This is a genomic window from Sporocytophaga myxococcoides (genome assembly GCF_000775915.1).
GTDB classification, from domain to species: Bacteria; Bacteroidota; Bacteroidia; order Cytophagales; family Cytophagaceae; genus Sporocytophaga; species Sporocytophaga myxococcoides_A.
In genome coordinates this window covers 747,316-769,955 of the sequence record NZ_BBLT01000002.1, presented here as the reverse complement: position 1 = coordinate 769,955, position 22,640 = coordinate 747,316, and the positions used below count along the sequence as shown (strand labels likewise).

Annotated in this window: 16 protein-coding genes; 6 read left to right on the top strand and 10 right to left on the bottom strand. The window is 37.2% G+C overall.

What is annotated here, in order from left to right; all coding sequences use genetic code 11:
* Window positions 1-120 precede the first annotated feature (120 nt).
* Window positions 121-1,413 carry an NAD(P)/FAD-dependent oxidoreductase gene (locus tag MYP_RS07665; RefSeq protein WP_045460800.1) on the bottom strand — a complete coding sequence of 431 codons (1,293 nt, stop codon included), beginning with the start codon at window positions 1,411-1,413 and terminating at the stop codon, window positions 121-123.
* A gap of 279 nt (window positions 1,414-1,692) precedes the next feature.
* Window positions 1,693-2,718 carry a metal-dependent hydrolase gene (locus MYP_RS07660; protein WP_045460796.1) on the bottom strand — a complete coding sequence of 342 codons (1,026 nt, stop codon included), beginning with the start codon at window positions 2,716-2,718 and terminating at the stop codon, window positions 1,693-1,695.
* A gap of 255 nt (window positions 2,719-2,973) precedes the next feature.
* Between MYP_RS07660 and MYP_RS07655 the strand changes: the two genes are divergently transcribed.
* Window positions 2,974-3,963 (top strand): alpha/beta hydrolase, encoded by a 990-nt coding sequence (locus MYP_RS07655; protein ID WP_045460793.1) that lies wholly within the window; start codon window positions 2,974-2,976, stop codon window positions 3,961-3,963.
* Window positions 3,964-4,330: 367 nt separating this feature from the next.
* Here MYP_RS07655 and MYP_RS26045 read toward each other — a convergent pair whose 3' ends face one another.
* Window positions 4,331-4,495, bottom strand: a complete 165-nt coding sequence (locus tag MYP_RS26045; RefSeq protein ID WP_156140397.1) for a hypothetical protein — start codon at window positions 4,493-4,495, stop codon at window positions 4,331-4,333.
* Window positions 4,496-4,597: 102 nt separating this feature from the next.
* Between MYP_RS26045 and MYP_RS07650 the strand changes: the two genes are divergently transcribed.
* The gene (locus tag MYP_RS07650; RefSeq protein WP_045460790.1) at window positions 4,598-5,044 is read left to right on the top strand and encodes an ester cyclase; all 447 of its coding nucleotides are present in this window, start codon (window positions 4,598-4,600) and stop codon (window positions 5,042-5,044) included.
* Window positions 5,045-5,403: 359 nt separating this feature from the next.
* On the opposite strand, the gene MYP_RS07645 is transcribed toward MYP_RS07650, so the two are convergent.
* Window positions 5,404-6,156, bottom strand: a complete 753-nt coding sequence (locus tag MYP_RS07645) for a L,D-transpeptidase family protein (protein WP_045460787.1) — start codon at window positions 6,154-6,156, stop codon at window positions 5,404-5,406.
* A gap of 21 nt (window positions 6,157-6,177) precedes the next feature.
* A complete protein-coding gene (locus MYP_RS07640) occupies window positions 6,178-6,456 on the bottom strand; it encodes a helix-turn-helix domain-containing protein (protein ID WP_045460782.1) in 279 nt (92 codons plus the stop codon).
* A 142-nt stretch (window positions 6,457-6,598) separates the two neighbouring features.
* On the opposite strand from MYP_RS07640, the gene MYP_RS07635 reads away from it, so the two are divergent.
* Window positions 6,599-6,886: a hypothetical protein gene (locus MYP_RS07635; RefSeq protein WP_045460778.1), complete on the top strand. Its 288-nt coding sequence runs from the start codon at window positions 6,599-6,601 to the stop codon at window positions 6,884-6,886.
* A 32-nt stretch (window positions 6,887-6,918) separates the two neighbouring features.
* Here the strand turns inward: MYP_RS07635 and MYP_RS07630 are convergent, their stop codons facing one another.
* Window positions 6,919-8,517, bottom strand: coding sequence for a hypothetical protein (locus tag MYP_RS07630; RefSeq protein WP_045460775.1), 1,599 nt, complete (start codon window positions 8,515-8,517; stop codon window positions 6,919-6,921).
* A gap of 176 nt (window positions 8,518-8,693) precedes the next feature.
* Window positions 8,694-12,698: a glycosyl hydrolase family 8 gene (locus MYP_RS24840; RefSeq protein WP_052430015.1), complete on the bottom strand. Its 4,005-nt coding sequence runs from the start codon at window positions 12,696-12,698 to the stop codon at window positions 8,694-8,696.
* 665 nt (window positions 12,699-13,363) lie between these two features.
* Between MYP_RS24840 and MYP_RS07615 the strand changes: the two genes are divergently transcribed.
* The 3 genes from MYP_RS07615 (at window position 13,364) to MYP_RS07605 (ending at window position 14,989) form a co-directional block, all read left to right on the top strand.
* Complete coding sequence (locus MYP_RS07615; protein ID WP_045460772.1) at window positions 13,364-13,711, top strand: J domain-containing protein; 348 nt, start codon at window positions 13,364-13,366, stop codon at window positions 13,709-13,711.
* Window positions 13,712-13,755: 44 nt separating this feature from the next.
* Entirely contained in the window at window positions 13,756-14,487 is a 732-nt protein-coding gene (locus MYP_RS07610) for a PspA/IM30 family protein (RefSeq protein ID WP_045460769.1), read from the top strand.
* A 64-nt stretch (window positions 14,488-14,551) separates the two neighbouring features.
* Entirely contained in the window at window positions 14,552-14,989 is a 438-nt protein-coding gene (locus MYP_RS07605; RefSeq protein WP_052430014.1) for a phospholipase D-like domain-containing protein, read from the top strand.
* 85 nt (window positions 14,990-15,074) lie between these two features.
* Here the strand turns inward: MYP_RS07605 and MYP_RS07600 are convergent, their stop codons facing one another.
* The 3 genes from MYP_RS07600 to MYP_RS07590 form a co-directional block, all read right to left on the bottom strand.
* Complete coding sequence (locus tag MYP_RS07600; protein ID WP_045460766.1) at window positions 15,075-15,503, bottom strand: DUF6896 domain-containing protein; 429 nt, start codon at window positions 15,501-15,503, stop codon at window positions 15,075-15,077.
* 79 nt (window positions 15,504-15,582) lie between these two features.
* Window positions 15,583-20,490: a DNA repair ATPase gene (locus MYP_RS07595; RefSeq protein ID WP_045460764.1), complete on the bottom strand. Its 4,908-nt coding sequence runs from the start codon at window positions 20,488-20,490 to the stop codon at window positions 15,583-15,585.
* Window positions 20,491-20,514: 24 nt separating this feature from the next.
* Window positions 20,515-22,629: a flotillin family protein gene (locus MYP_RS07590; protein ID WP_045460762.1), complete on the bottom strand. Its 2,115-nt coding sequence runs from the start codon at window positions 22,627-22,629 to the stop codon at window positions 20,515-20,517.
* Window positions 22,630-22,640: the final 11 nt, after the last annotated feature.

The window sequence follows — 22,640 nt, the reverse complement described above, 5'->3', positions numbered from 1 at the left end:
ATGAAAATATTAGCAACTGTACGAGCATGAATAAAGTAGTAAAAATCTTTTGCTACTCAAACAACCACTTCCACTCTTCATACTTTAAACTTTTGACTTTCAACTTTTGACTTTCAACTTTTACGCTTTCTCCCCTACTTCCTTCTCTTTCGGCTTCATGATCAGACGAAGTGACTGATCATATGTCAGGTAATTCCAGAACCAGTTAATGAAAATCAAAAGTCTGTTTTTGACTCCCACTATAGACATCAAGTGGACGAACATCCAGAACAACCAGGCAAAGAAGCCTTGAAATTTGATGTAAGGTAAATCCACTACAGCTAGGTTTCTTCCGACAGTAGCCATAGAACCAAGATCATTATAGCTGAATGGTTTCCATGCTTTTCCTTTTTGGCTATTGACCAAATTTTTGGCAAGCAGCTTTGCCTGCTGTACTGCGGGCTGCACCACCTGAGGATGTCCATTTGGAAACTTATCCTCTTCCATAAATGCCTGATCACCTAGTGCGAAGATATTTTCAAAGCTCTGTACCCTGTTATATCTGTCCACAATGATCCTACCATTTTTATGCATTGAGGTTTCAGGTATACCAACAATGCTATTAGCCCTTACTCCTGCGGCCCAGATGAGGTTCTTGCTTTCAATAGTAGATCCATCACCGAGATAAATTGTTTCACCATCAAAGTCTTTTACTCCAATTCCTGTGTGAACGATAACACCCAGTTTTTTTAGATATTCTGTAGCCTTTTCAGAAGCAATAGAAGACATTGGCCCTAGCACTTTCTTCCCGGCTTCAATCAGGAATATATTCATTCCTGTAAAATCAAGATCGGGAAAATCCTTAGGTAATACTGTCCTTTTCATTTCGGCAAGAGTTCCGGAAACCTCTACACCGGTGGGCCCGCCACCTACAACTACAATATTTAAAAGTCTTTGTTTCTCCTTTTGATCTTCTACAGATAAAGCATCTTCAAGATTCTGCAATAAAGTATTGCGAATAGCAAGCGCTTCTCCAACTGATTTCATTGGCATTGCCTTTTGCATCACAGATTTATTACCATAGTAATTAGTATCTGCTCCCATCGCTAGCACGAGATAATCATACTTTAAAGTTCCAAGAGATGTAACTACTTCAGAGCTTTGTGTATATATTTCCTTTACTTCAGTAATACGAATATGAACATTGGAATAAGAATGAAATACTTTTCGCAAAGGAAATGAAATAGCACTGGGCTCCAATCCTGATGTGGCGACCTGATAAAATAAAGGCTGGAACTGGTGATAGTTATTTTTATCGATAAGAACAATTTGGAAATTTTTGGAAGCAAGCTCTCGTGCAAGGGCTAATCCGCCGAAACCGGCACCGATAATCACGACTCTTTTAAGGTTGCTTTCAGGAATTTGTATATTCATAGTGGTACATCTTTAAATTCCAACAACAAAAAACTCTTGACGCCTGATTTCTCAAAGCCTCAATCTATGTAACTAATGTAGGTAATGATATTAACAAAACGAAAAGGATTTGAGCATATTTCTCTTAAAAATATCCATTCTACAATAGTTTTAAGGCTCAGCTTATTAGCTAATAACGAGCATGATGAACCCAAACACCTCTTTATATAATTAAATTAAAAATTAAAATAACACAAAAATAACCCTACTATCAGATTAATCCGATAGTCTATAGAATAATTAATTTGCAACTGGATTTTCTCCCAAAATACGTTTCCATAACATCGGCATCAAAGATCTGGCTTTTTTAAGGTTATTGGATGTCCGAGAAAACTTTAAACTGTTATGATCAGGAGTTATTTTATAAGCAAATGTAAATCCCTCTTTACCTTCTCCCCAGCCGTCCAGCTGTCCAAAACGAAGATCATTAATAAGGTAGCCATCGTTTTGTCTTTCTACAGTATAATATCCTTCAGTAATTCCCAGCAATGTCTGTAACTTTTCATTCTGTAAATAGTCATAAAGCAATTGATGGTTTTTAGGGAAGTACTTAAACTTCACATCTTTGCCTTTATCCAATAAAGAATAATACCCTATGTAATAACCAGAATCTACTTCAGCTGTTGCGTTCCATAGAACAGTGTTAAATGGAGTAGGCTTTGTTGAATATCTTATAACTTTTATATGCTGATCTTTAAAATTCCTTTCAAATACATTATTAACCGCAAACTTTTCCACCAACGTAATCATCATATAGACCGAACTAATGCCTATACCCGCAAAGGTCCACCAACGCCTTCTTCTATCTTCTTTTCTGTAAAAGAAAACTGGTATCAGGCATAAGATAAAAGGAACAGTATAAAGTGGATCTATTACAAAAATATTATGAAAGGAAACAGCATAATTGCTGAATGGATAAAAGACTTTTGTTCCCCACGTAGTAAAGCAATCAAGTAATGAATGTGTTGTAAAACCCAGGAAAAACAGCCAGAACCAGTCCATATATGTTGTAGCATCTCTTTTGTAAATGATCTTCAACAGATATGCTAAGAGTGGAGATACAACAACTGCAAATAATAATGAATGCGTAATACCTCTGTGGAAAGTCAATTGTTCAACCACATCCTGAAAAGGATTAGCAAGTATATCAAGATCAGGAATTGTTCCTGCTATAGCTCCCCACAGCAGTGCTTTGTTCCCTGCTCTCTTTCCGCAAACAGCTTCTCCTACTGCCGCTCCTAAAACTATCTGGGTTAAAGAATCCATATATCACAGAAATCAACTATACCAAAATAACAGAATTTAAATGTTTTTAAGAAGTAAAGTAAAAGAGAAATAAGGTCCTTTTTCAATTCCATTTCTAAAGTCATCACAAACAAATGAAGCTCTGATCATTATAACGCATAACATTAAATGACGAACATTTAAAATTAATAGAAAGTTTAAATAATAAATAAAGGGTTTGGCCTATATGGTAAATTTAAAAATAAGTTGGTGAAGTTGAAATATAATTAAGAGGGAATGGATACGACAATTTTGGAAAAAGAAAAAGTGGATTATGCAAGTGATCCGCGTCTTACAAAAGAAGTAAAAAATTTCTTAAAGGTATTGAATTCAGGAGGACCTCCTGTGGAAAGTCTTTCATATGAAGATGCGAAAAATGTATTGGTTGAGGCACAGAAATCTGTTAAAGTTGATCTTTCAGGCATAGAAGTTTCAGAGAAAACCATTAATGCAGATGGATATACCATTAATTTGAATATAGTACGTCCTGAAGGAGTAAAAGGAAAACTTCCTGTTTTCATGTTCATTCATGGAGGTGGCTGGATACTTGGAGACTTTCCGACTCATCAGCGTCTGGTAAGAGATCTGGTAGTACTGTCTGGGTTTGCTGCTGTATTTGTGAATTATACGCGTACACCTGAAGCACAATATCCACAGGCAATAAATGAAATATATGCGGCAACCAAATGGGTAGCGGAACATGGAGATGAGATCAATGTTGATGGTACCAATATGGCCATCGTGGGAAATAGTGTCGGCGGTAATATGAGTACTGTAACAACATTGATGGCAAAAGAAAAAGGCGGACCACATATTAAACTACAGATACTGATGTGGCCCATAGTTGATTCAAATTTTGAAACAGATTCTTATAAACAATTTGGAGAACAACGTTTCCTTACAAAATCGCTGATGATGTGGATGTATGATCTCTATACTAAAGATCCAAAGCAACGTAAGGAGATTTATGCATCTCCATTGCAAGCAACTAAAGATCAATTAAAGGGATTACCTCCCACATTGATTCAGGTTGCAGAGAACGATATACTCAGAGATGAGGGAGAAGCATATGGCCGCAAGCTTGACGAAGCCGGAGTAAAAGTTACTACCATTCGATATAATGGTGTAATTCATGATTTTGGCATGCTAAATGGTCTCGCTGAGATACCTGAAACGAAATCTCTTGTATTGCATGCGGCAGCAGAATTAAAGAGGTTTTTGAAATAGAGTAACCTAAGGACATAGTCATCTTAGCATTACAGACTCATTCTGACAAGTATTGTTAATAATAAGATGAACTTCTTTGTCATCCTGACCCTGAGAAGGACCTGAGGCATAAAGAAACCTAGATCCCTCGTTCCTCGGGATGACAAAACCAAAAGTTCTATATGACCTTCCGTTAAGTTGAGGGCCATGTCCTAAAGGAGATGGACTTTAGTTTTGCTGCTTAAAAATTATTCCATCTGCTATAGAAAACGATTGGCAACTTTGTAGCTTTATTATTAAACCTAACAATCACTTTATTCCTTAAACTTTAAGCTTTTTGCTTTCAACTTTCAGCTTTTAACAAGTTCAAGCAAATCCTCATAATACTTCATCTTCTGCATTTAACTTTGAGCCATCCATAAAAGGTTACAGCCTGAATGTCTTCCTGATTGATATCAATGAATACAAAGGAATTATCCACGAGATTCTGAAACTCTTTGGTTGGAGCTATATCAGGCTTAGCATTCAACTTTCTTACAAGACTTAATAACACATTAAGTACGTTTCTGTTTCCTGAATAGGACTTATTTCCTTACAACAATTGAAGCTTCAACAAATCTTAATTCATTACGGTTCTTCTAATAAAGATTTCTTTATGGAGAAGATTGAGATTGTAAAAAAATTTTATGGCTTAATGGAACAGGGTAATTTCGAGGAAGCCAAAAGTTATTTATTACCAGGTTTCCAGTTATTAGGTGCACCTCAGCAGCCAATGGGAAAAGAAGAATGGATGGACTTTCAGGAGAAATTATGCATCGGTGTTCCTGATTTTAAATTTAACATCAGAGATTTATCGGAAAGAGGAAACCTTGTAAACGGTGTAATACAGGCAAGTGGTACCTTCACACATGAAATGCCTAGTATCTATGCTGGTAAACCTGCTATTCCACCAACAAATAAAAAAGCAATGAATCCAAAAGAAAATTTTACAGTAACATTTAAAGGTGATAAAATAATAATGGTCACTGTTGAAAGACTTACAAATGGAGGCATGCACGGGTTTCTTAAACAGCTGGGTGCTGAAGCTCTTACCTATGCTTAATTAGTTAGTAAAATCCTGTTGACAAAACAGGATTTTTTTTCTTTATTTCCCCTTTTGATATCAAATTAACTTTAATAATGTTTTCAATCTCTATACTTCAGGAGGATCCAACAATTTCTAATTTTCAAATGTGAATTTATAAAGCACTATTATAATTCAAAATATTAAGATAGTTGAGAACTTTTTTGAAGTTAATAAAAGCCGGAATCAAAAGAAGGCTAAAAGTTACTTACCTCTTGAAATTATAATTATTAGAACTCTGTTACAAGCGCTATACTCGGCTAATTAGTTGAAAATTTCAAAAGCAATTGAACAAGGTGTTCCCGATTTTAAATTTGATTTCAAGAATGCTTCTGAAACTAGTTAAAACGATAATCTCCATTCTCTAAAACAGTTACTTTCATAGTCAATTTATCCTTGAAGAATTTATCATAGCCAGTTTTGAGATTAGTCCAGAACCCAATCAAAGCCTTATCATCTTTATATTTCGACTCATACTTTTTGAAATTTTCATCAGTCATTCTAAAAGGATAAATATTTACAGGGATTTGATTCTGACCGTTCTGTCTGGCCTGTATTGCATACAGATAAATTTCCTTTATCTTATCGTTGGTCATCGGCATACAGCCAATGGTTACACACTCTCCATGAATAAATATATCCCCTCCAAGATCTTTCGCACTGCTTTTAATTCTATCTGATTTATTAGGATAATTTATACCAAGGGATAAATAAAAACTACTTGCGGGATTAAATCTGTCAATGTAATAAAAACCTTCAGGAACCTGATAATCTCCTTTTCTTCTTTTAGGCCCCAATACACCAGAGCTTTCGCAGATCTTATAAGTTAAAAGTTTTTTATAACTTTTATCACTTCTGTTTTTTACATAAATCTCCAACTCCTGCTCTTCTTTATAAACAGTAATCAAGATCTGCAATTCACCAATACGGATGTTTGATTTCTTTAATTGCTCCTCAATAAAAGTTCCTTTTTCCTTATATGCAGTTCTTACACGTTCAAATTTCTTTTGCTCAGAAAGGAAGTCATTCAGAGAGATAAATGAGGTTATAAAAAAAAATGCGGGTAGCAAAAAAAAGTTAAATGATTTCATAATTATAGAATTAGAGCAATTTTAATCAAATCCTTCACTGAAAAATTCTTTAGGAGTCATTCCAAATGCCTTTATGACTTTCATCAGACTGGTAAAACGTATATCCTCTCCTTTTTCGTATCTACCAAATTGAGCCCTTGGTAAGTCTTTATCAAATGCAAAATTTTCATAGTTAGTATATCCCTGTTTTATTCTTAGAGACCTAATTCTGGTCGCCAATTTGGATACTTCTGGAGTCACTTTCTTTTTCGAGGAAGAAGTTACCTTCTTAGCTGTCACCTTCTTTTTTGCTGTTGCCATATAAACAAAACAATAAGAAAAGCTCTTAAAAAGTTACCATGAAATAATTCCTATTATTTAGTAGCAAACTAAAAATTAAAATTTTATAATTGCACTTGAATTTCAGAGACAAAGCACACTGTTAATCAATAAAAATTGTATCATGAACAACAACGAGCTACCGCTTTCTTCCGAAAAGCCTTCGGTCTATCTGTTGAAAGAAGAACACATAAAACTTTTAAGGGCTACAGAAAATCTTTTTGCACACATTTCACCGGCTCAATTTCAAAAAACTTTATGGGAGGTATTTATTCAACATTTAATTTTCTTCAACAGGAAAGATCAGGAGAAAAACCTTTCTCACATAGCAGAGGAATTTTACCATATCAACAGGTTTTTGGAGCAGGCTGATAGTATTAGAAAAAATATGAAAGAAAATGAAAGGAAATAAGAATAGCAGTCTTATTTCCTTTTGAATAAAATTTATATTTTCCTTTCTGCTATCAGAAACATATTTGTCACTGGGTAATCCATTAAAGAAAGATTACCATTTTCTATTCTATACAACTCAACTTTACCTTTAAACCTGTTCTCGACAATCCATGGATTGGAAAAGACTACAGACTGTGTGCTTACTTCAAATCCTGTTTTTTCCATTTCTGCTTTCCACTCGCTGAAAGACCAGAAGGCAAAGGTTTCGTGCATCTCACTCATCCAGTTGTCTGTATAATCCTTCTTAGTTATAAACTCTGTTGCATCTCTGAGTGTAAGCTCTATTAAAGATTGACCATTGATGCTTTTCTCATGATATTCCAGATGATACCCCTCCTTTCTTCTAAAGTCTCTTGAGAATCTTCTAAACCTTCCATAAGTAGAAAGACCTTCAAGATACTTTGACAACTCTGTTCTTTCTGTAATCTCCAGTTCAAAATCATCGTTCCTTCCATCATTCTTATTCAGATCCATATAAACAACCTCCTCTTTATTCTCAGGTCCTACAACGTCTCTATTGATCCATACGCCACCGATCATCAATTCATCATAACGATTTTTAATGAACTTAATCAAGTCTTCTCTGGAGCCATACGACTCTATCTCATGAGTAAGCGAAGATGTGAAGATGGTATTCATGGATCTTTGATCAAATACCAATCCTGTCACCGCATTCTTCTGGGCAAAAAACACAAAAGGATTCTGAAACTCTCCATTATTTTTTCTTTGCTGACAAATTTCGAATAAATGGCGCGATACTTCAATTCCATAAAAATCAGATTCTCTCAGACGCGCATCCTGACATGCTAACTTAATCCATGATCCTACTGCACACCCGATATCCCCTATTCTGCCCGGCTTCACATGAATGGCAGTATCATTATATTTCATCTCTGCTATTTCATCCATCTGCCTTACATAAGAGTTATAGTCCCGTGTTGCTGTGATATCTCCGTCTTCACCTACGATCTTATCACTAAACAAAATCCGGACCTTACCCCCGACATTATAACGCAACCAAACGTTATAAGATGCAGGATGAATTTTACTAAGAAGATGTTTATCTGTTCTCCAGTCCTCAATTCCTTTAGCAACATGTTCTACCAGATCCCAAGGTTGATCAGTCAACAATCTCCAGGTCTTTACATCTTCCAGTTCAGCAGGCAAAATTCTAAATCCCAGCTTCTGATACATATTCATCACAGGTGTGGAACACACCACAACAGTATTTTCAGGCTTCATATCAATATGGCCGTCACTCTCATGCTTTATTCGCTTGATTGTATAAGTTGCAAAATCATCCCTATTACCTACATCTTCAATTCCGTAGATGTAAGAAGGAATGTTCAGATTATCCGAAAAGGTTTCCAATGCTATTGCCCTGAGATAGAATGGCAATGGGTTTCGTCTTGTATTGGAATGATTGGCAGAAGTCACAGCAAAAATGATTGCTTTTATTCTCTCTGAAATACCAAGTGGATTGCCATAAACGTCAACTTCATTTTCAAGTCCAGCCTGAATAATTCTATATAAATACTTAAACTGAAAATCTGTGAGCAGCTGATGACGACCGGGAAAAAGGATATACATAGAGATAATTATTTTAACAAAAGTATATTGAAAAATTCATAGTCTGAAATTTAATCATTAACCTGAAACATACACAATTTACTCTTTAAATATGAATTAAATAAAGCCTTTATAAAACAAAAAAAGGTGCATCGAATTACAATGCACCTTTTTAATTATAATTATACCTTTATAAATTAATCTACTTTAACCAGTTTAATATACTGATTTCCGGAATCCAAATTGAGAATTAAACTATAAACCCCCGGTATACAATCTGTATTGATTTTTCCAGTTGTTTTTCCCGATTGAACGGTTTGACCATTTATATTAACCAATGAGTAACTTACTTCTCCGCTCAATCCTTCAATTTCTACAAAGTTACTGAAAGGATTAGGATAATATTTTAGTCCGGAGATATTTCCATTTGGTATCCCAGCTACAACCGGAAGCTCTTTAAGAAGCATTGTTCCAAAGAGAGAAGGATTTTGCCAGGCATCATCATTAACTGATGTCCACGACATTTTTCCATCACGACCACCTCCATTGTCATCATCGTTAATATGAATATCAAACCCGTGCAATTGACCAGCAAGCGGAGAAGCCTGAAGGGATGACCATGGAATTCTTACCTCAAAAACATATCCAGTAGTAGTTGCTTTCATGGAATAATTAATTCCTGCAACAGATCTTCCTGCCGGATTGGAAGATACAGTGGTGCTATTCCATCTGAAAGTGTACTGAACATCGTTATTCTGATAAGTTGATGTTTTATTATTTCCTATATCGAAAAATAATTCTACACCATCATCTTCATAAACAGGATCACTGTCACTGATTTTTACATCATCTGTAATATCTGCTAAAAGATAGAAATACTGATCATTCCATAGAACCTTGAATGTTCCTGACAAATCTGCAGTACTGGATACTGTAGGCAATATTACTTTGGAGATATTTTTTTCCACCGCACTACTCCATATATCATCTTCCTCACCATCAATAACCGGGGCTGCAGCTGCTCTGTATACCGGAAGAAGATCCAACACATTAACAACAATTGCAGCTCTTGAACTTTCACAGCCTTCGGCATTGGTCTGACTTACATAATAGGTAGTAGTTCCAACAGCAGTTGTTGAAGGAGTAGGTGCCACTGCCAAACCTGTTCCTCCTGTCTGAGTTGTATACCATTTCAGATTGGTGCCTGAAGCTGTTAATGGTATTGATAATTCTGACAATCCGTAAACAATAGGAGTCTGAACCGACGGTGCAGAAGGAGCAGCTTTTATAGTAACTTTAATTTCTGTCCTGGCACTTTCACAGCCACTTCCTGTCTGAGAAACATAATAAGATGTAGTACCTGCTACCTGAGTTGAAGGAGTAGGTGCAACAGCTGATCCTGTTCCGCCTGTAGCTGAAGTATACCATTTAAGATTTGTACCTGAAGCATTTAAAGCTGTTGAGGTAACTCCCTGGCAATAAGAAATCGGAGAGACTACAGTAGGTGCAGCAGTTGCTGCTCCGACAGACACGGTTATCTGAGCGCGAGGACTTTCACATCCATTACCCGTTTGAGAAACCCAATAATTCTGAGTTCCGGTATTTGTAGTAGAAGGTGTAGGCGCTGTTGTGCTTGATGTACCACCTGTAGCTGCAGTATACCACTTTAAAGAAGTTCCTGAAGCAGTTAACGGAGATGCCGGAGTTCCCTGACAATAATTTACCTGAGAAGTTACAACCGGAACGGCTGTCTGGATGACTGTAACAGTTATGGCTGCTCTTGGACTTTCACAATTACCGGAAGTCTGAGAGACATAATAAGTTTGAGTACCTGCAGACGCTGTTGATGGTATTGGTGCTGTCCCAGAAGAAGTTCCGCCAGATGGCACGGTGTACCATTTCAATGAGGTACCTGTTGCTGTTAAAGCTGATGCAGTTGCTCCCAGACAATAGCTTATTGAAGAAGTTACAACCGGGGCTGAACTTTGAATAACAGTTACAGTGATACTTGCTCTTGGGCCTTCACATCCTCCTGATGATTGAGAGACATAAAAAGTCTGAGTTCCTGCAACAGTTGTTGTAGGTACCGGCGCTGTTGTGCTAGAAGTACCACCTGTAGCAACCGTATACCATTTCAAGGAAGCTCCTGACGCAGTTAAAGCAGAAGCGGTTGCCCCCTGGCAATAACTAATGGAAGAAGTCGCAACAGGAGCTACGGGTAACTGAGAAACATTAACAGTTATACTTGCTCTTGGGCTTTCACATCCGCCGATAGTCTGAGACACATAATAAGTTTGAGTGCCTGTTGAAGTTGTAGAAGGTGTAGGCGCAGTTGTACTGGAAGTTCCTCCGGTTGCTTGCGTATACCATTTTAAAGAGTTTCCTGTGGCTGTTAAAGCAGAAGCTGTTGCTCCCTGACAATAATTTATAGGTGAAGTAACTGTCGGTGCTGTTGCTTGAGATACGGTCACAGTTATACTCGCTCTTGAACTTTCACATCCATTGGTAGTCTGAGACACATAATAAGTTTGAGTGCCTGCGGAAGTTGTAGAAGGTGTGGGAGCAGTTGTACTGGAAGTTCCCCCTGTAGCCTGCGTATACCATTTTAATGAGGTTCCTGTAGCTGTTAAAGCTGAAGCGGAAGCTCCCAGACAATAATTAACATTGGCGGTTACCCCTGGCGCTGCTGGCGAATTGTTGACAGTAATAGTTCTTGAAGCAGAAGTAGTGACTGCATTATTGTTGTCATAAGCTTTTGCTGTTACAGTAAGTGTGCCAGCCGGAGCATTAGTCCAGTTGTATGAATACGGAGAAGAAGTGATGGACGTGATTAATGTAGTACCATTATAAAACTCTACTTTGCTGATTGTACCATCCGAATCCGTCGCATTTGCTGCCAGTGAAATACCTGCTCCCAGGCAAACAGTAATATTTCCTGGCGGAGAAGTTAAAGATACCGTTGGAGATTCATTGTTTGTTCCACCTGCCTGATATGGATTCCAGAAATTACCCGTTTGTACAAACAATCCAATCATTTGAAGGATCTTTGAAAAGTAATTCGGAGCCAGATTACTGTTTTTATTCTCACTGTACATTGCGTTGCAGAAACTCTGATGAGCAGATGTATTAGAAGCTGCCAAAGACATAGCTCCAACCATGCCTACGAAGGCTGAATTATGATAACCTGATCCACTGCCATCGTGATTCATATTATCTCCACCTTGAACAGAACCGGCTCCCCCTTTTCCTATCCATAAATCAGCCTGTTTATTAATGATCGTCTGCATTCCTGAAGAACCAAACCAAATATAGTTCGTGGCCTGTCTCCAGGGCGCTCTGCAGGCATCAAACCCGAATTTATCAGGTCTAGTTCCAGACCCGCTGCATGCGTCACTAGGAGGTCCTTGTGGTGTACACCAGTTAGTAGCCAAGCCAGAGGAAGAATGTGCATTGTTTATCAATAAACCTTCTGTTTTCGCCACTACATTGTCCCAAAATGCATTATCTGCATTTCCATTTTCTGCCATAAACACCTTAAATACTCTGGCATATCCAGGAGCCTGATAAGATGGATTCCGGCAAGCAGGCTTCCACATATCTCCATTCTCGAAAGTTCCATCAGATTTATTGATTTCATGGTTTTTTATGGCATTTATTAAAGCTACCGCATCAGATTTATATGGGTGAGGAGAAGTTGTATTAGGCCATTGATAATTGGCAACGATCAATGCCATGGCAGCATCCAACTCTGCATCCGTAGCTCCATTTTGCCCACTCACACTATTACATCCATCAATTCTCCAGTGCATAACCCCATTAGCATTTCTATGCGATTTATAATATGCCCAAAGCCTGTTAAACAAGTCCTTATCCGCTGCATATGCTGCTAATAACATACCATATCCAATCCCTTCTGAAACTGTTTGGCTTGTATTATCAAATTTAACTCGTGCCCTATCGCTGCCACAATTTTCCACATAATCCGTTTTCCATTGATTATATATAGAGGCTATTTCAGATGCTTTGCCATAACTTCCGGTGGTGGGAAGGTTCGAAGGCATCATTCCATATGCATAGGATGCGTTGGAACCGAATGGTTTAGTTGCACCAGATGGAGTATTAATCTGGGTCTGCCCTACATTGGAAGTAAGCATAATAGCAACGAAAACATAGATGATCTTTTCGATTTTAGAGTATCTCATTTCGAAACTTTTTAATTAGAGGATGAAAACTTTATACTTTTTCAAAAGTAAATGTAACCATTAAAATATAATTTTTACCAGAAAAATTTGATCTTTTTAAACCCACCAATGTATTTAACTGATAATAAATTGGATAGTTTAAACATTTAAAAAAAAAGAAGCGAGAGGAAGTTAAATTCTACACCTATATTCCATACTACGACAACTTGGAAGATTCAGTAAAAAATTTGATTTAAAAATGACTTTGAAAAAAAATCCTTTCCTAGTATGAAAATCATAGTCCTGGGCATTTAAAAATACCAAATTGAAAAAATCCCGGATTCACATTCCCGGATTTTAAACTTTGCAGTTATACAGTCACCTGAGAGATATTGATCAGCATTGATTATAAGTCTGACATCTGAACCATCTTTAATTTGTTTTAAAAACCTGACTTTGGCTTTTTAAAAGGAGGTGCAAGTTGAGCATTCTATCCATTTCAAATTAAACAGAACTTCAGTTACCTTTAATAAAGTTAGCAACAGATCTGCTGGATCACAGGAGGTATCACAAATACTCCTATTTGCATCTTATCCTTTAATATTTGCCCAAGTATTCTTCATAGGATAATTCAACTAACATTTTTCATTGTAAGTATTTTTTTATAAATTGGAATACAGTTTTTTATGTTGATAAAAAGATTCTTCAAGATCCTGAAATCAAGCCTTCCGAAAACAAAACTTTCGAAAGAGGATTTAGAAATTGGAAAAGATTCGTTTGAAAACACAGATCATCCTCCGACAAAGCCAATGGACCCGGGTTTAAAGAAAGAAGCAGAATACTGCGCCAATCTTGAGGTGAAATATGGTGCAGGTTTTAGTGAAATTAAAGTATCGTATAAAGAGCTGATCAGGAAATATCATCCTGATAAACACGTTCATTCTGAAGAGAAACGCAAAATAGCTGAGGAAATAACCAGGAAATTGAATGAGGCGTATAATTATTTTGAAAAAAAATTTAACGGACAGCATTAACCGTTAATCAATACAATTAAATCGGATATCTTAAAATTTGTAAAATGTTAAACTGGTTCAAACGTCTTTTTAAAATTGGTGAAGCTGAAGCACACGCTGCTCTTGATAAACTTGAAAATCCTATTAATATGATTGAGCAGGGATTACGGGATCTTCGTGAAGATCTGAACAAAGGACTGAAAAGCCTTGCTGAGGTTAAAGCCCTTGCCATAAAAGCGGAAAACGACCAGAAAGAAAAAAATAAAGTAGCATTGGAATATGAGCATAAAGCAATGCTGCTCTTACAGAAAGCTCAATCAGGCGGTCTTGATCCTGTTGAAGGGGACAGACTTGCAAGTGAAGCTTTAATGAAAAGACATTCCGCTCTTTCTCAGATAGAGACATTAAGCAATACTGTAAAGCAATACAACGATATGGCCTCAAAAATTGAGAGCAACAATAAACTGCTAAAAAGTAAAATAGATGGTTGGGAAGGTGAACTTGACACTCTGAAAGCCCGTGTAAAAGTTGCAAAGAGTACTAAAGATTTTAACCAGAAACTTGCAGGACTTGATGCCAATAATACTCTAAGAATGCTGGAGAAAATGAAAGATAAAATAAATCAGGAAGAGGCGCTGGCACAGTCTTATGGAGAAATAGCAGATAATAATAAATCTGTGGATGATCAAATCAATAAGGCGCTGGAAGGCAGTCTTACACATCCATTAATTGCCGATTCTCTTGCACACCTGAAAGCAAAAATTGCAATTGACTCTACCAAAAAATTAGAAAATTAATCCGATCACATAAAGGCCACTACCTGTGGCCTTCTTAATTTCAGCCTCTTAAGGCTGTATTCTTATGAACAAAGTATTTTTCAGTCCCGGTGAAGATTGTCGCCAGGCCATCATTGAACAACTCCATCAATCCGTTTCTTCAATCAAAATTTGTGTCTTTACCATCAGCGATGACCTTATCACGGACGTTATTATTGCAAGGCACCAATTTGGTATAGATATCAGAATAATTACTGATAATGACAAATGTTATGATGACGGGTCGGATATCGATAAGCTGCACAGATCTGGCATTGAGATAAAGGTTGACAAGTCTCCTTATCATATGCATCACAAGTTTGCTATTATAGATAACAAAATAGCTCTTACAGGCAGTTACAACTGGACAAGGAGTGCGGCTTTATACAATCACGAAAACATTGTGTTTACTTCAGATAAGGGAATAGTAAAAGATTTTAAAGGGGAGTTTGATAAGCTCTGGGAGCAGATGGAGGATTATTGAGAAATAAAAAGTCATGTAAAAGCGGCTATATTTCCACCTTTATTTACTAAGAGAGCATATGATCAATATTTTGTTTTAATGGTCACTACTCTACCAGTTTAAAAGTATGATATTGGGGATTGACTTTTTCAATAATCTTTCTTGAATCCATTTCGAGTATTATAGAATTAAATAGAGGTTCATCTTTCAAATTCTCATACTTTTTCTGTGATAGTATAAACTGAAATAACTTCCATGAATCAAAACCTTCGTAGTTAAAATCAGGAGGTTGTCCATAATCATAATCAATGATCAAACCCGAGAAATTGAATTGGCAACCATACCCATGAAATCGAAAACTAATTTCCCCTCCTTCATACTTCAATGTTCCCATCCTAGGTACTAATTTTTCCCTTAAAGCCTTAAATGGCGAAACTAAAATCTTATAATGATTTTTAAATATTCGATCAGTTAACTCAACATGTTTTTCGAATTCTAAAATACAATTATAGACTTCTCGTATATGATTCTCCATCAAACTATCTGTAAAAAAGGCCTTTTTTAGTTATCTCAATTGATCTTTCTTTTTTAAATTCCTATAAAAAAGTCTTCCCCTATTCGGAAGACTTTTTCTCTATTGCATTTTTTATACCTTCAACACCCTCTCCAAGCACTGCAAGCTGTGTAAGCAGTTGAGTTATCTGACCTGAATCTCCGATGCCCTTAAAGCGTTGATTTTTCTTAAAGGTCGTCTTAATTTCTTCCCATCTTGCCTTCTCTTCAGGAGTAATTCTTTCTGTAATATCTTTAAATTTCAGCAGATTAGCCTCAGCACCTGTAGTCAACGTCTGTGCTTCGTTCTGGTAATGGGTATTGATAAGCATTTTTAATTCCTCATCATTCATCACTGGCACAACTTTCTCCGCCATCTTGTTCATATTCCGGTAAGAACCTTGGAGCTTAAATACCGGCTCATTTCTGAATTCTTCTGCCTGCGAGGCCGAATGGATGTATTCCTGATTAACTCTAAGCACAGCATCTCTGATTGAAAGTAACTTCTGAATAACAGATACGATCTCATTAGTTTCTTCAGCAGCGTAGGATACTTCAAAATCAAGACCCGAGCTATCACCGGTTTCGGCAATTTTAACAAAAGAGTAAATGTCTTTAAGACTTTTATTGGCAACCTTTGAAGTAATCGTGTTTGAGGTCAGGCAGTTTTCTATATAACTTAACTTAAACACATCTGCTTTGTCACCTATGATATCTCCAAGATTATAGGTATCTGCCCTGTTGGAAAGCATATCAGGTATTCTGAATTTTTCACCGCTTTCTGTATAAGGGTTTCCTGCCATTACCACGCAGACTTTCTTTCCACGGAAATCATATGTTTTGGACTTCCCTTTATAGATACCTTCGATCTTCCTTTGTGCATCACAAAGAGAAATAAACTTTTGAAGAAACTCAGGATTGCAATGCTGAATATCATCCAGATAAATCATGACATTATCGCCCATCTCAAATGCGAGATTCAGTTTTTCCAGCTCCTCCCTTGCAGCGCCATTCTGTGCTTCCGATGGATCCACTGAAGTGATCTTATGTCCTATAGCCGGACCATTGATCTTCATAAAGATCAATCCCAGCCTGTTAGCAACATATTCCATCAAAGTGGTTTTACCATAGCCGGGCGGAGATATCAGAAGCAACATTCCCATCTGATCAGTACGTTTGTTCTCTCCCACCACTCCTATCTGTTTTGCAAGGTTTGCACCTATTAAAGGAAGATAGACATCATCAATCAGCTTATTACGCACGAATGAACTTAGCACATTTGTTTTATATTCTTCAAGGCGCAAGTCAGCTCTAAAGCTTTCCGTTAATGCGCTTTTCTTCTTCACATAAGCTGAATAACCCGCAACAACTTCTCTTTGGTAGCGTGATAATTTCTTTACGAATTTATTAAAATGAAACAGATAGTTACCTTTCTGAATCAAGCTGTGACTTCCGGATAATCCCTCCAATACAACTTCAGATTTAGCAATGATTTCCTTACAATTATCGATGCCTGACAATAGTATGACAGCTGCTTCATCCACAAACTCATGACTGGCAGATTTTTCGCTATCAATAAATGCTTTCAGCCAGTTTCTTGTCAGGTCAAACTGATTAACAGGATTGCCGTCAAGATTTTGTACCGATGCAATACATTCCTCTTCATATTTCTTCTTCTTCAGGAATGCATTAAAAGCCTTTGTTAGCTCCAGAGCCTCATGACTAATGACAAATACATTCCCTCTTACCATCTCATCAAACAGGTAATCCGCTGCTTCAGCAGCAATTTCTGCTTCAAAAAAACGAGTCTGTTCTATAAACTTTTGTATCCCTGTTTTAAGAAGACTGATGATCTCTTGATGTGTATTTTTTCCCGGGAAAATTTTAAGAATGCTTCCTATTCCTTTTAATCTTAAATCAAAGCTTCTTCTTGCGTTTTCATCAAGAACATGCAACCAGTAAAATCTTGCACATGCCCTTGCCTCAGAAGCATATTTGAGTAAATCAAGGCCACCTTCAATGTGGAGCAGCGCTTTAAGTATCAAAGCAGCATCCCTGTCATTCACTCCTTTGACATACCCTTCGGAATATCTGTTGGATATGAATTCCTGAACTACGACAGTAAGAGAAGGCTCGTCCAGCTTAACTAAATTTTCTTTATCATATTTAGAGTTTACCTGACCTTCATTAAAAAGAAGCCAAGCCAGGTATTCTCCTCTGTAAACATAGTCGTTTTCAGATATCAGGTGTTGATTCCAGAAAGACTTGGTATTGAGGAATTCAGGATCTGTTACTTTTTCAAAGAAGCTTGTGCCGGTGATATGAAAAAACATTTCTTCGTGCCTGTTCACCATTGCAAGCTCTAGAGCCTGTGTGTTTACAGAAAAATTATAATTTCCGAATTTTACAACATTAGCACCTCCGACAAACAACTCTTTCTTATCCTTCAATTGTCTCAGTGTTGTTTCACGGAGGTTTTTCATACGGCCCTGAATGTCATCCGCCTTTATAGTATCACTTAGATCATTTAACTGCTTTACAATATCCCTGAGTTTGTCCATCATCAAATCAGAGGCAAAATAGCCATTGATCTCAGCAGCTGTATCGAAAGTAGCCACTCTGTTTTTTGCTCCGGACAAGATACGCTCCGCAGCGCTCATGAGGGCGTTGGCCCTGTTGTTACGAGCTTCTATTAAAGACAGCTTACGGTTTTCAAAGGCTCCGTAAAGCTCTTCTCTTTTTTCAGAAACTATTTTGATAAAACCATCGAAGTCGGGAAATTTAGCTTCCAGTTCTTCCAGCTGTATCATAAGCTTAGAAAGAAACTCTTCACATTTCTCAGGCGTAGAACTTAAATCCAGATAGTTTACTATGGACTGATCCAATAGTTTTATCTGAGAATTAAATTCCGCTTCACTTTCAGATCTCCTTAACTCCAGTTTTCTGTTTTTAAGAGAAGCCTTTAATTTATTGATCTCAGAAAAAATGAGAGAAATCGTATCTATGATTTTGGTCGTCTGAGTTGCATCTTCAATCTTCAGGTTGCTGACAATCTGAATCAGCATTTCAAGCTCATTACTGACCTGAGCGATCTCCTCTTCAGTCTTATTCGCTTCGGTAACCTTCGTTACCTTTTCGGCAGCAGCATTTAAAAAAGTTACCCTTTCATGGTAAGGAAGCAAAGCCTTTTCCTGCAAGAGGAACTCAACGCACTTTGCCGAAAGCTTTTCCGTTTCATCCGATATGTTCATTTCAAGATCGCTGACAGCAATAAGATCGACATACCTGAGTTCTTTCAGAGAAATAATATCCCCTCTCAATGACCTTAACTCAGAAAGAATATTTACAAAAGTATTGATGTCTTCAAACCTGTCGCGCTTTATCTGATCAAGAATAGCTTTTGCCCGGTCTGATTGTTTTTTAACCTGATCTAATGTATTCCTTTTTATCCTGACTACCTTTTCAAATTCCTCAATGGTAGCAGCAGCTGTTGATTTAATTTCTGCAACAGGCTGAGCCAGGTTGAATGTAGCCTCTTCCCTGATCCAATAATAAGAATCAAGCAGGTCCGTGCTGATCTTGACAATATCTAGATATAAATTTGAATAAGCTTCGTCGTTTTTGGAAAGGAGGCCGAGCACTTCCGAACATTCGGCCATACAACGGACGATGTCCTTGTTTCCGATTTTATACAAATAAGAATCTGGAACTATCGGAGGAATATAGGTACTGCTGAAATAAGCAGAACTCCATATCTGAATGGTATGATGTTTTGAAGGTTCATTCTGATCGTTAAAATAGATCAGCTCTCCATTGTCAAATATAGAGTAACCATGACAAAGAATAAGGTTGTCAACCTTTTGTTCTATAAGATTATATGGAAGCAGAATATATGCACCATGCTCGTCATTATAAAACACATATAAATAATCTTCCCCATTAGGAGACTGAATTCTCTTTTCAAACCTAAGTCCCTGAAGGTCGTTATCAAAAAGTTTAAACTCTCCAGTCTGGAGATAATATCCCTTCGAAAAAATAATTCCGTGGCTTTCAGGAAGCAAAACACAGGAATCCTTTATTGCGTCAATCCTCTGTGCCTTCTTAATTTTATCGTTATAGACTATATATCTGAATTGGTCCTCTTTAAAAGGTTTTATCTTCAGCAGAATGATATTTCCCAGATCTGCATAATACATCTCTGCATCATCCAGTCTCTGATCTTTATCTTCAACAGGTTCGGAGTAGATACCTTCCCCGTCTTCAGTATTGTCTTCAATCTTAACTGTTAAATCCCCCCCTATCGTTTCTATGAAGACTTTGTCAAGTACGGATACATGAGGGTGCTTACCCTTTCTGTGATAATCCCTTGATGTGCGCTCCCATTCGAATCCATATTGAGGAGGAAACTTATATTCATGTTCGCTTCTGTTTCCTTCATATTTCAACTCCTCGCCACTTATGAGCCATTTAAATGTCTTAATGTCCTTCGCGCCTTTTCCGACGCGGAAGATCATGTACATATAAGGACCAATAATTGCAAACTTTTCAAAGGAAGTACTTTTGTAATACTTATAAAGTTCTTTAAAATCCGATTCAAAAAGTTCAGTCTGGATTTTATTAAGCCCAGCATGAACAAATGAATGGTCTTTATACTGATAGATGCTGAATACATCCGTTAGAACGGTTTCTGATCTTAATCCAATATGGACGTTGTATCCGAATAAAAGATAAGTACCCAGAGAAACCATATCTCTGGGTACACAATTATTTTCCGTGGTAATCCTTGCTGTTGCTACGAGCTTTTGCTCTATAGCGCCGAATACATTCTTTCTGTCTTCGTTAAGTTTCCCCAGTCTTTCCCTTAGGTCCTTGCCTGACTTATCAAGTCTGCTTCGCAAAACTTCATAAGTACCGGAATCAAGTTGCACTGCTTTAGAATCTGAAGTATTCTCAGGTTTAACTTCTGCCATGATTACTTAATAAATCTTGACGTGTTATTCTTTTGTTTTAATCTTTATTCCAAGGTTCTCAAGCGTCTGGTTTGCAATTCCCAGATCCCTTGCCTCATTCAATACAGAAGCAAGTGTATTTTTAAGGGCATTATCAACAGTTCCTGAACTTAATTTTAATATCAGAGCAGATATAGACAGGTTCTTGATATCTTCGGTAGAAAGCTTATGCTTACCTAACAGATCCTGTATTCTTTCAAGTAAGTTTTCATTTCCATCACCTAAAAAGGATCCTTTGATATCCGTAAGAAGCTTACTATTGTCCACCATCTTATCAAGTGACTTTCCTTTTGTGATTGAACCAACGATTTTATCAAAGAACATTGTTTCGCCACCAACAATCTCTATCTTAGAAGCCTTCAATGCTTCAGAGATAACTTTAGCCTGGGCTTCGGCAATATCTTTTTGAATGTTGATTTCAGCAAGCTCGATAGATTTCTCTTTATCCAGTTTAAGTTTAAATTCTTCGTGATCTTTACCAACCCCATCCAGTTTCTTCATAGCATCGGCTTTCTGAGTGATACCCTGAGCTTCTGCTTCCATCTTCTTGTGTAAAACTGTAGCTTCCATTGTACCCTTTTTCTCATCAGCAGCAGCTTTGGCTTCAATACCTTTTGCCTCTGCGGTTGCTTTCGCTTCTATGCCTTTCGCTTCTGCAACAGATTTTTTCTCAAAAACCAGGGCCTCTGTAGTCCCTTGTTTTTCCTGGGCTTTCGCTTTAGCTTCGATCACCTGAGCTTCAGCCAACCCTTTCGTTGATTCCTCAAGTATTGTTACCTCTGCAATTGTTCTTCTGGCGTCTGCCTGACTTGCAGATGCTTTTTGTGCAGCTTCTGCTTCCAACATTAACTGCAATGCTTTGATCTCAGCAGCTGCTTTCATTGCTTCTGCCATTTTAATTTCTTTCACCTTCAACTCTTCCGCTTGAGTTGTCGCATTCGTAATTGCTACTTCCTTATTTCTGTTTGCTTCAGCAAATGCTTTTGCATCCTTTATCTTTTCCTCTTCAGTAACAACCGTTTTTTCAACCATTACGCGCTCTCTGATCACATCCTGAATGTTTTTCTTTTCTTCCTCAAGAGCTTTATCCTTTTCGATTATTGCCAGAGCAACAACTCTTTCTTTTTCGTTTGCTTCAAGTAATTTATCTTTCTCCACACGTTGTGTTTCCACTGCATCGGTTCTCTCTTTGCTCTTAGAAGCCACAATAATTTGCCTCTGTTTATTTTCCTCTGCAACCTGAATACCTTCTTCTGATTTTATTCTTGCCAGTTCAGATTTTAGTTTCTCTTCTGACATTACCTTTTCAGCTTCAGCTTTTTCTCTTGCACGAATGATAGCAATTTCTCTTTGCTGCCTTTCTTCTGTTTCAGCAAGCTGACGGTTAAGCTCTAAAATAGCTTCCTTGGCTTCTACATCCTGCTTACGAAGTACCTTCTCTTCATTTCTTTTGATTTCATTTGCAAGAATTTTTTGCTGAGCAGTGATCTCGGTAATTTTCTTGATACCTTGTGAGTCAAGGATATTATCGGTCTTCATAAACTCAAGCGGTGTCTGCTCAAGATAATCTATTGCACAATCATCAAGATGATAACCGTTAAGATCAGTTCCGATGATATCTAGTATTTCTTTTTTGAATTTATCTCTATCGGAATAAAGCGAAACAAAATCAAATCTTCTGCCTACTGTTTTTAGTGCCTCTGAAAATTTTGAATCAAAAATAGAAACAAGGGTTTCCTTGTGGGAAGCACGCTCGCAACCAATTGTCTGAGCAACCTTTACAACATCTTCTACACCTTTATTAACTCTTACAAAAAAAGCCACTTCTATGTCTGCACGAATGTTATCCTGACAAATAAGTCCGTCTTTTCCAATTCTTTTAATATGAAGCGTTTTCAAAGAAATATCCATAATCTCCATTTTATGAAGAACCGGAATCACGAACATAGCGGTAAATGTAACCTTTGTTCCTCCTGCGCCTGTTCGTACTATGGCCTTTCCTTGCGGTACTTTCTTATACCATTTTACTAACAGAACAAGGATCATCACGACGAAAAAAATTCCTATCAGAATTGTCGTCATTAATACATTCTCTAACATTGGATTTAAGA

Excerpts from the sequence above, each read along its gene's own strand:
- MYP_RS07665 (WP_045460800.1), bottom strand. The coding sequence starts at position 1,413 with ATGAATATACAAATTCCTGAAAGCAACCTTAAAAGAGTCGTGATTATC.
- MYP_RS07660 (WP_045460796.1), bottom strand. The coding sequence starts at position 2,718 with ATGGATTCTTTAACCCAGATAGTTTTAGGAGCGGCAGTAGGAGAAGCT.
- MYP_RS07655 (WP_045460793.1), top strand. The coding sequence starts at position 2,974 with ATGGATACGACAATTTTGGAAAAAGAAAAAGTGGATTATGCAAGTGAT.
- MYP_RS07650 (WP_045460790.1), top strand. The coding sequence starts at position 4,598 with ATGGAGAAGATTGAGATTGTAAAAAAATTTTATGGCTTAATGGAACAG.
- MYP_RS07645 (WP_045460787.1), bottom strand. The coding sequence starts at position 6,156 with ATGAAATCATTTAACTTTTTTTTGCTACCCGCATTTTTTTTTATAACC.
- MYP_RS07640 (WP_045460782.1), bottom strand. The coding sequence starts at position 6,456 with ATGGCAACAGCAAAAAAGAAGGTGACAGCTAAGAAGGTAACTTCTTCC.
- MYP_RS07635 (WP_045460778.1), top strand. The coding sequence starts at position 6,599 with ATGAACAACAACGAGCTACCGCTTTCTTCCGAAAAGCCTTCGGTCTAT.
- MYP_RS07630 (WP_045460775.1), bottom strand. The coding sequence starts at position 8,517 with ATGTATATCCTTTTTCCCGGTCGTCATCAGCTGCTCACAGATTTTCAG.
- MYP_RS24840 (WP_052430015.1), bottom strand. The coding sequence starts at position 12,698 with ATGAGATACTCTAAAATCGAAAAGATCATCTATGTTTTCGTTGCTATT.
- MYP_RS07615 (WP_045460772.1), top strand. The coding sequence starts at position 13,364 with ATGTTGATAAAAAGATTCTTCAAGATCCTGAAATCAAGCCTTCCGAAA.
- MYP_RS07610 (WP_045460769.1), top strand. The coding sequence starts at position 13,756 with ATGTTAAACTGGTTCAAACGTCTTTTTAAAATTGGTGAAGCTGAAGCA.
- MYP_RS07605 (WP_052430014.1), top strand. The coding sequence starts at position 14,552 with ATGAACAAAGTATTTTTCAGTCCCGGTGAAGATTGTCGCCAGGCCATC.
- MYP_RS07600 (WP_045460766.1), bottom strand. The coding sequence starts at position 15,503 with ATGGAGAATCATATACGAGAAGTCTATAATTGTATTTTAGAATTCGAA.
- MYP_RS07595 (WP_045460764.1), bottom strand. The coding sequence starts at position 20,490 with ATGGCAGAAGTTAAACCTGAGAATACTTCAGATTCTAAAGCAGTGCAA.
- MYP_RS07590 (WP_045460762.1), bottom strand. The coding sequence starts at position 22,629 with ATGTTAGAGAATGTATTAATGACGACAATTCTGATAGGAATTTTTTTC.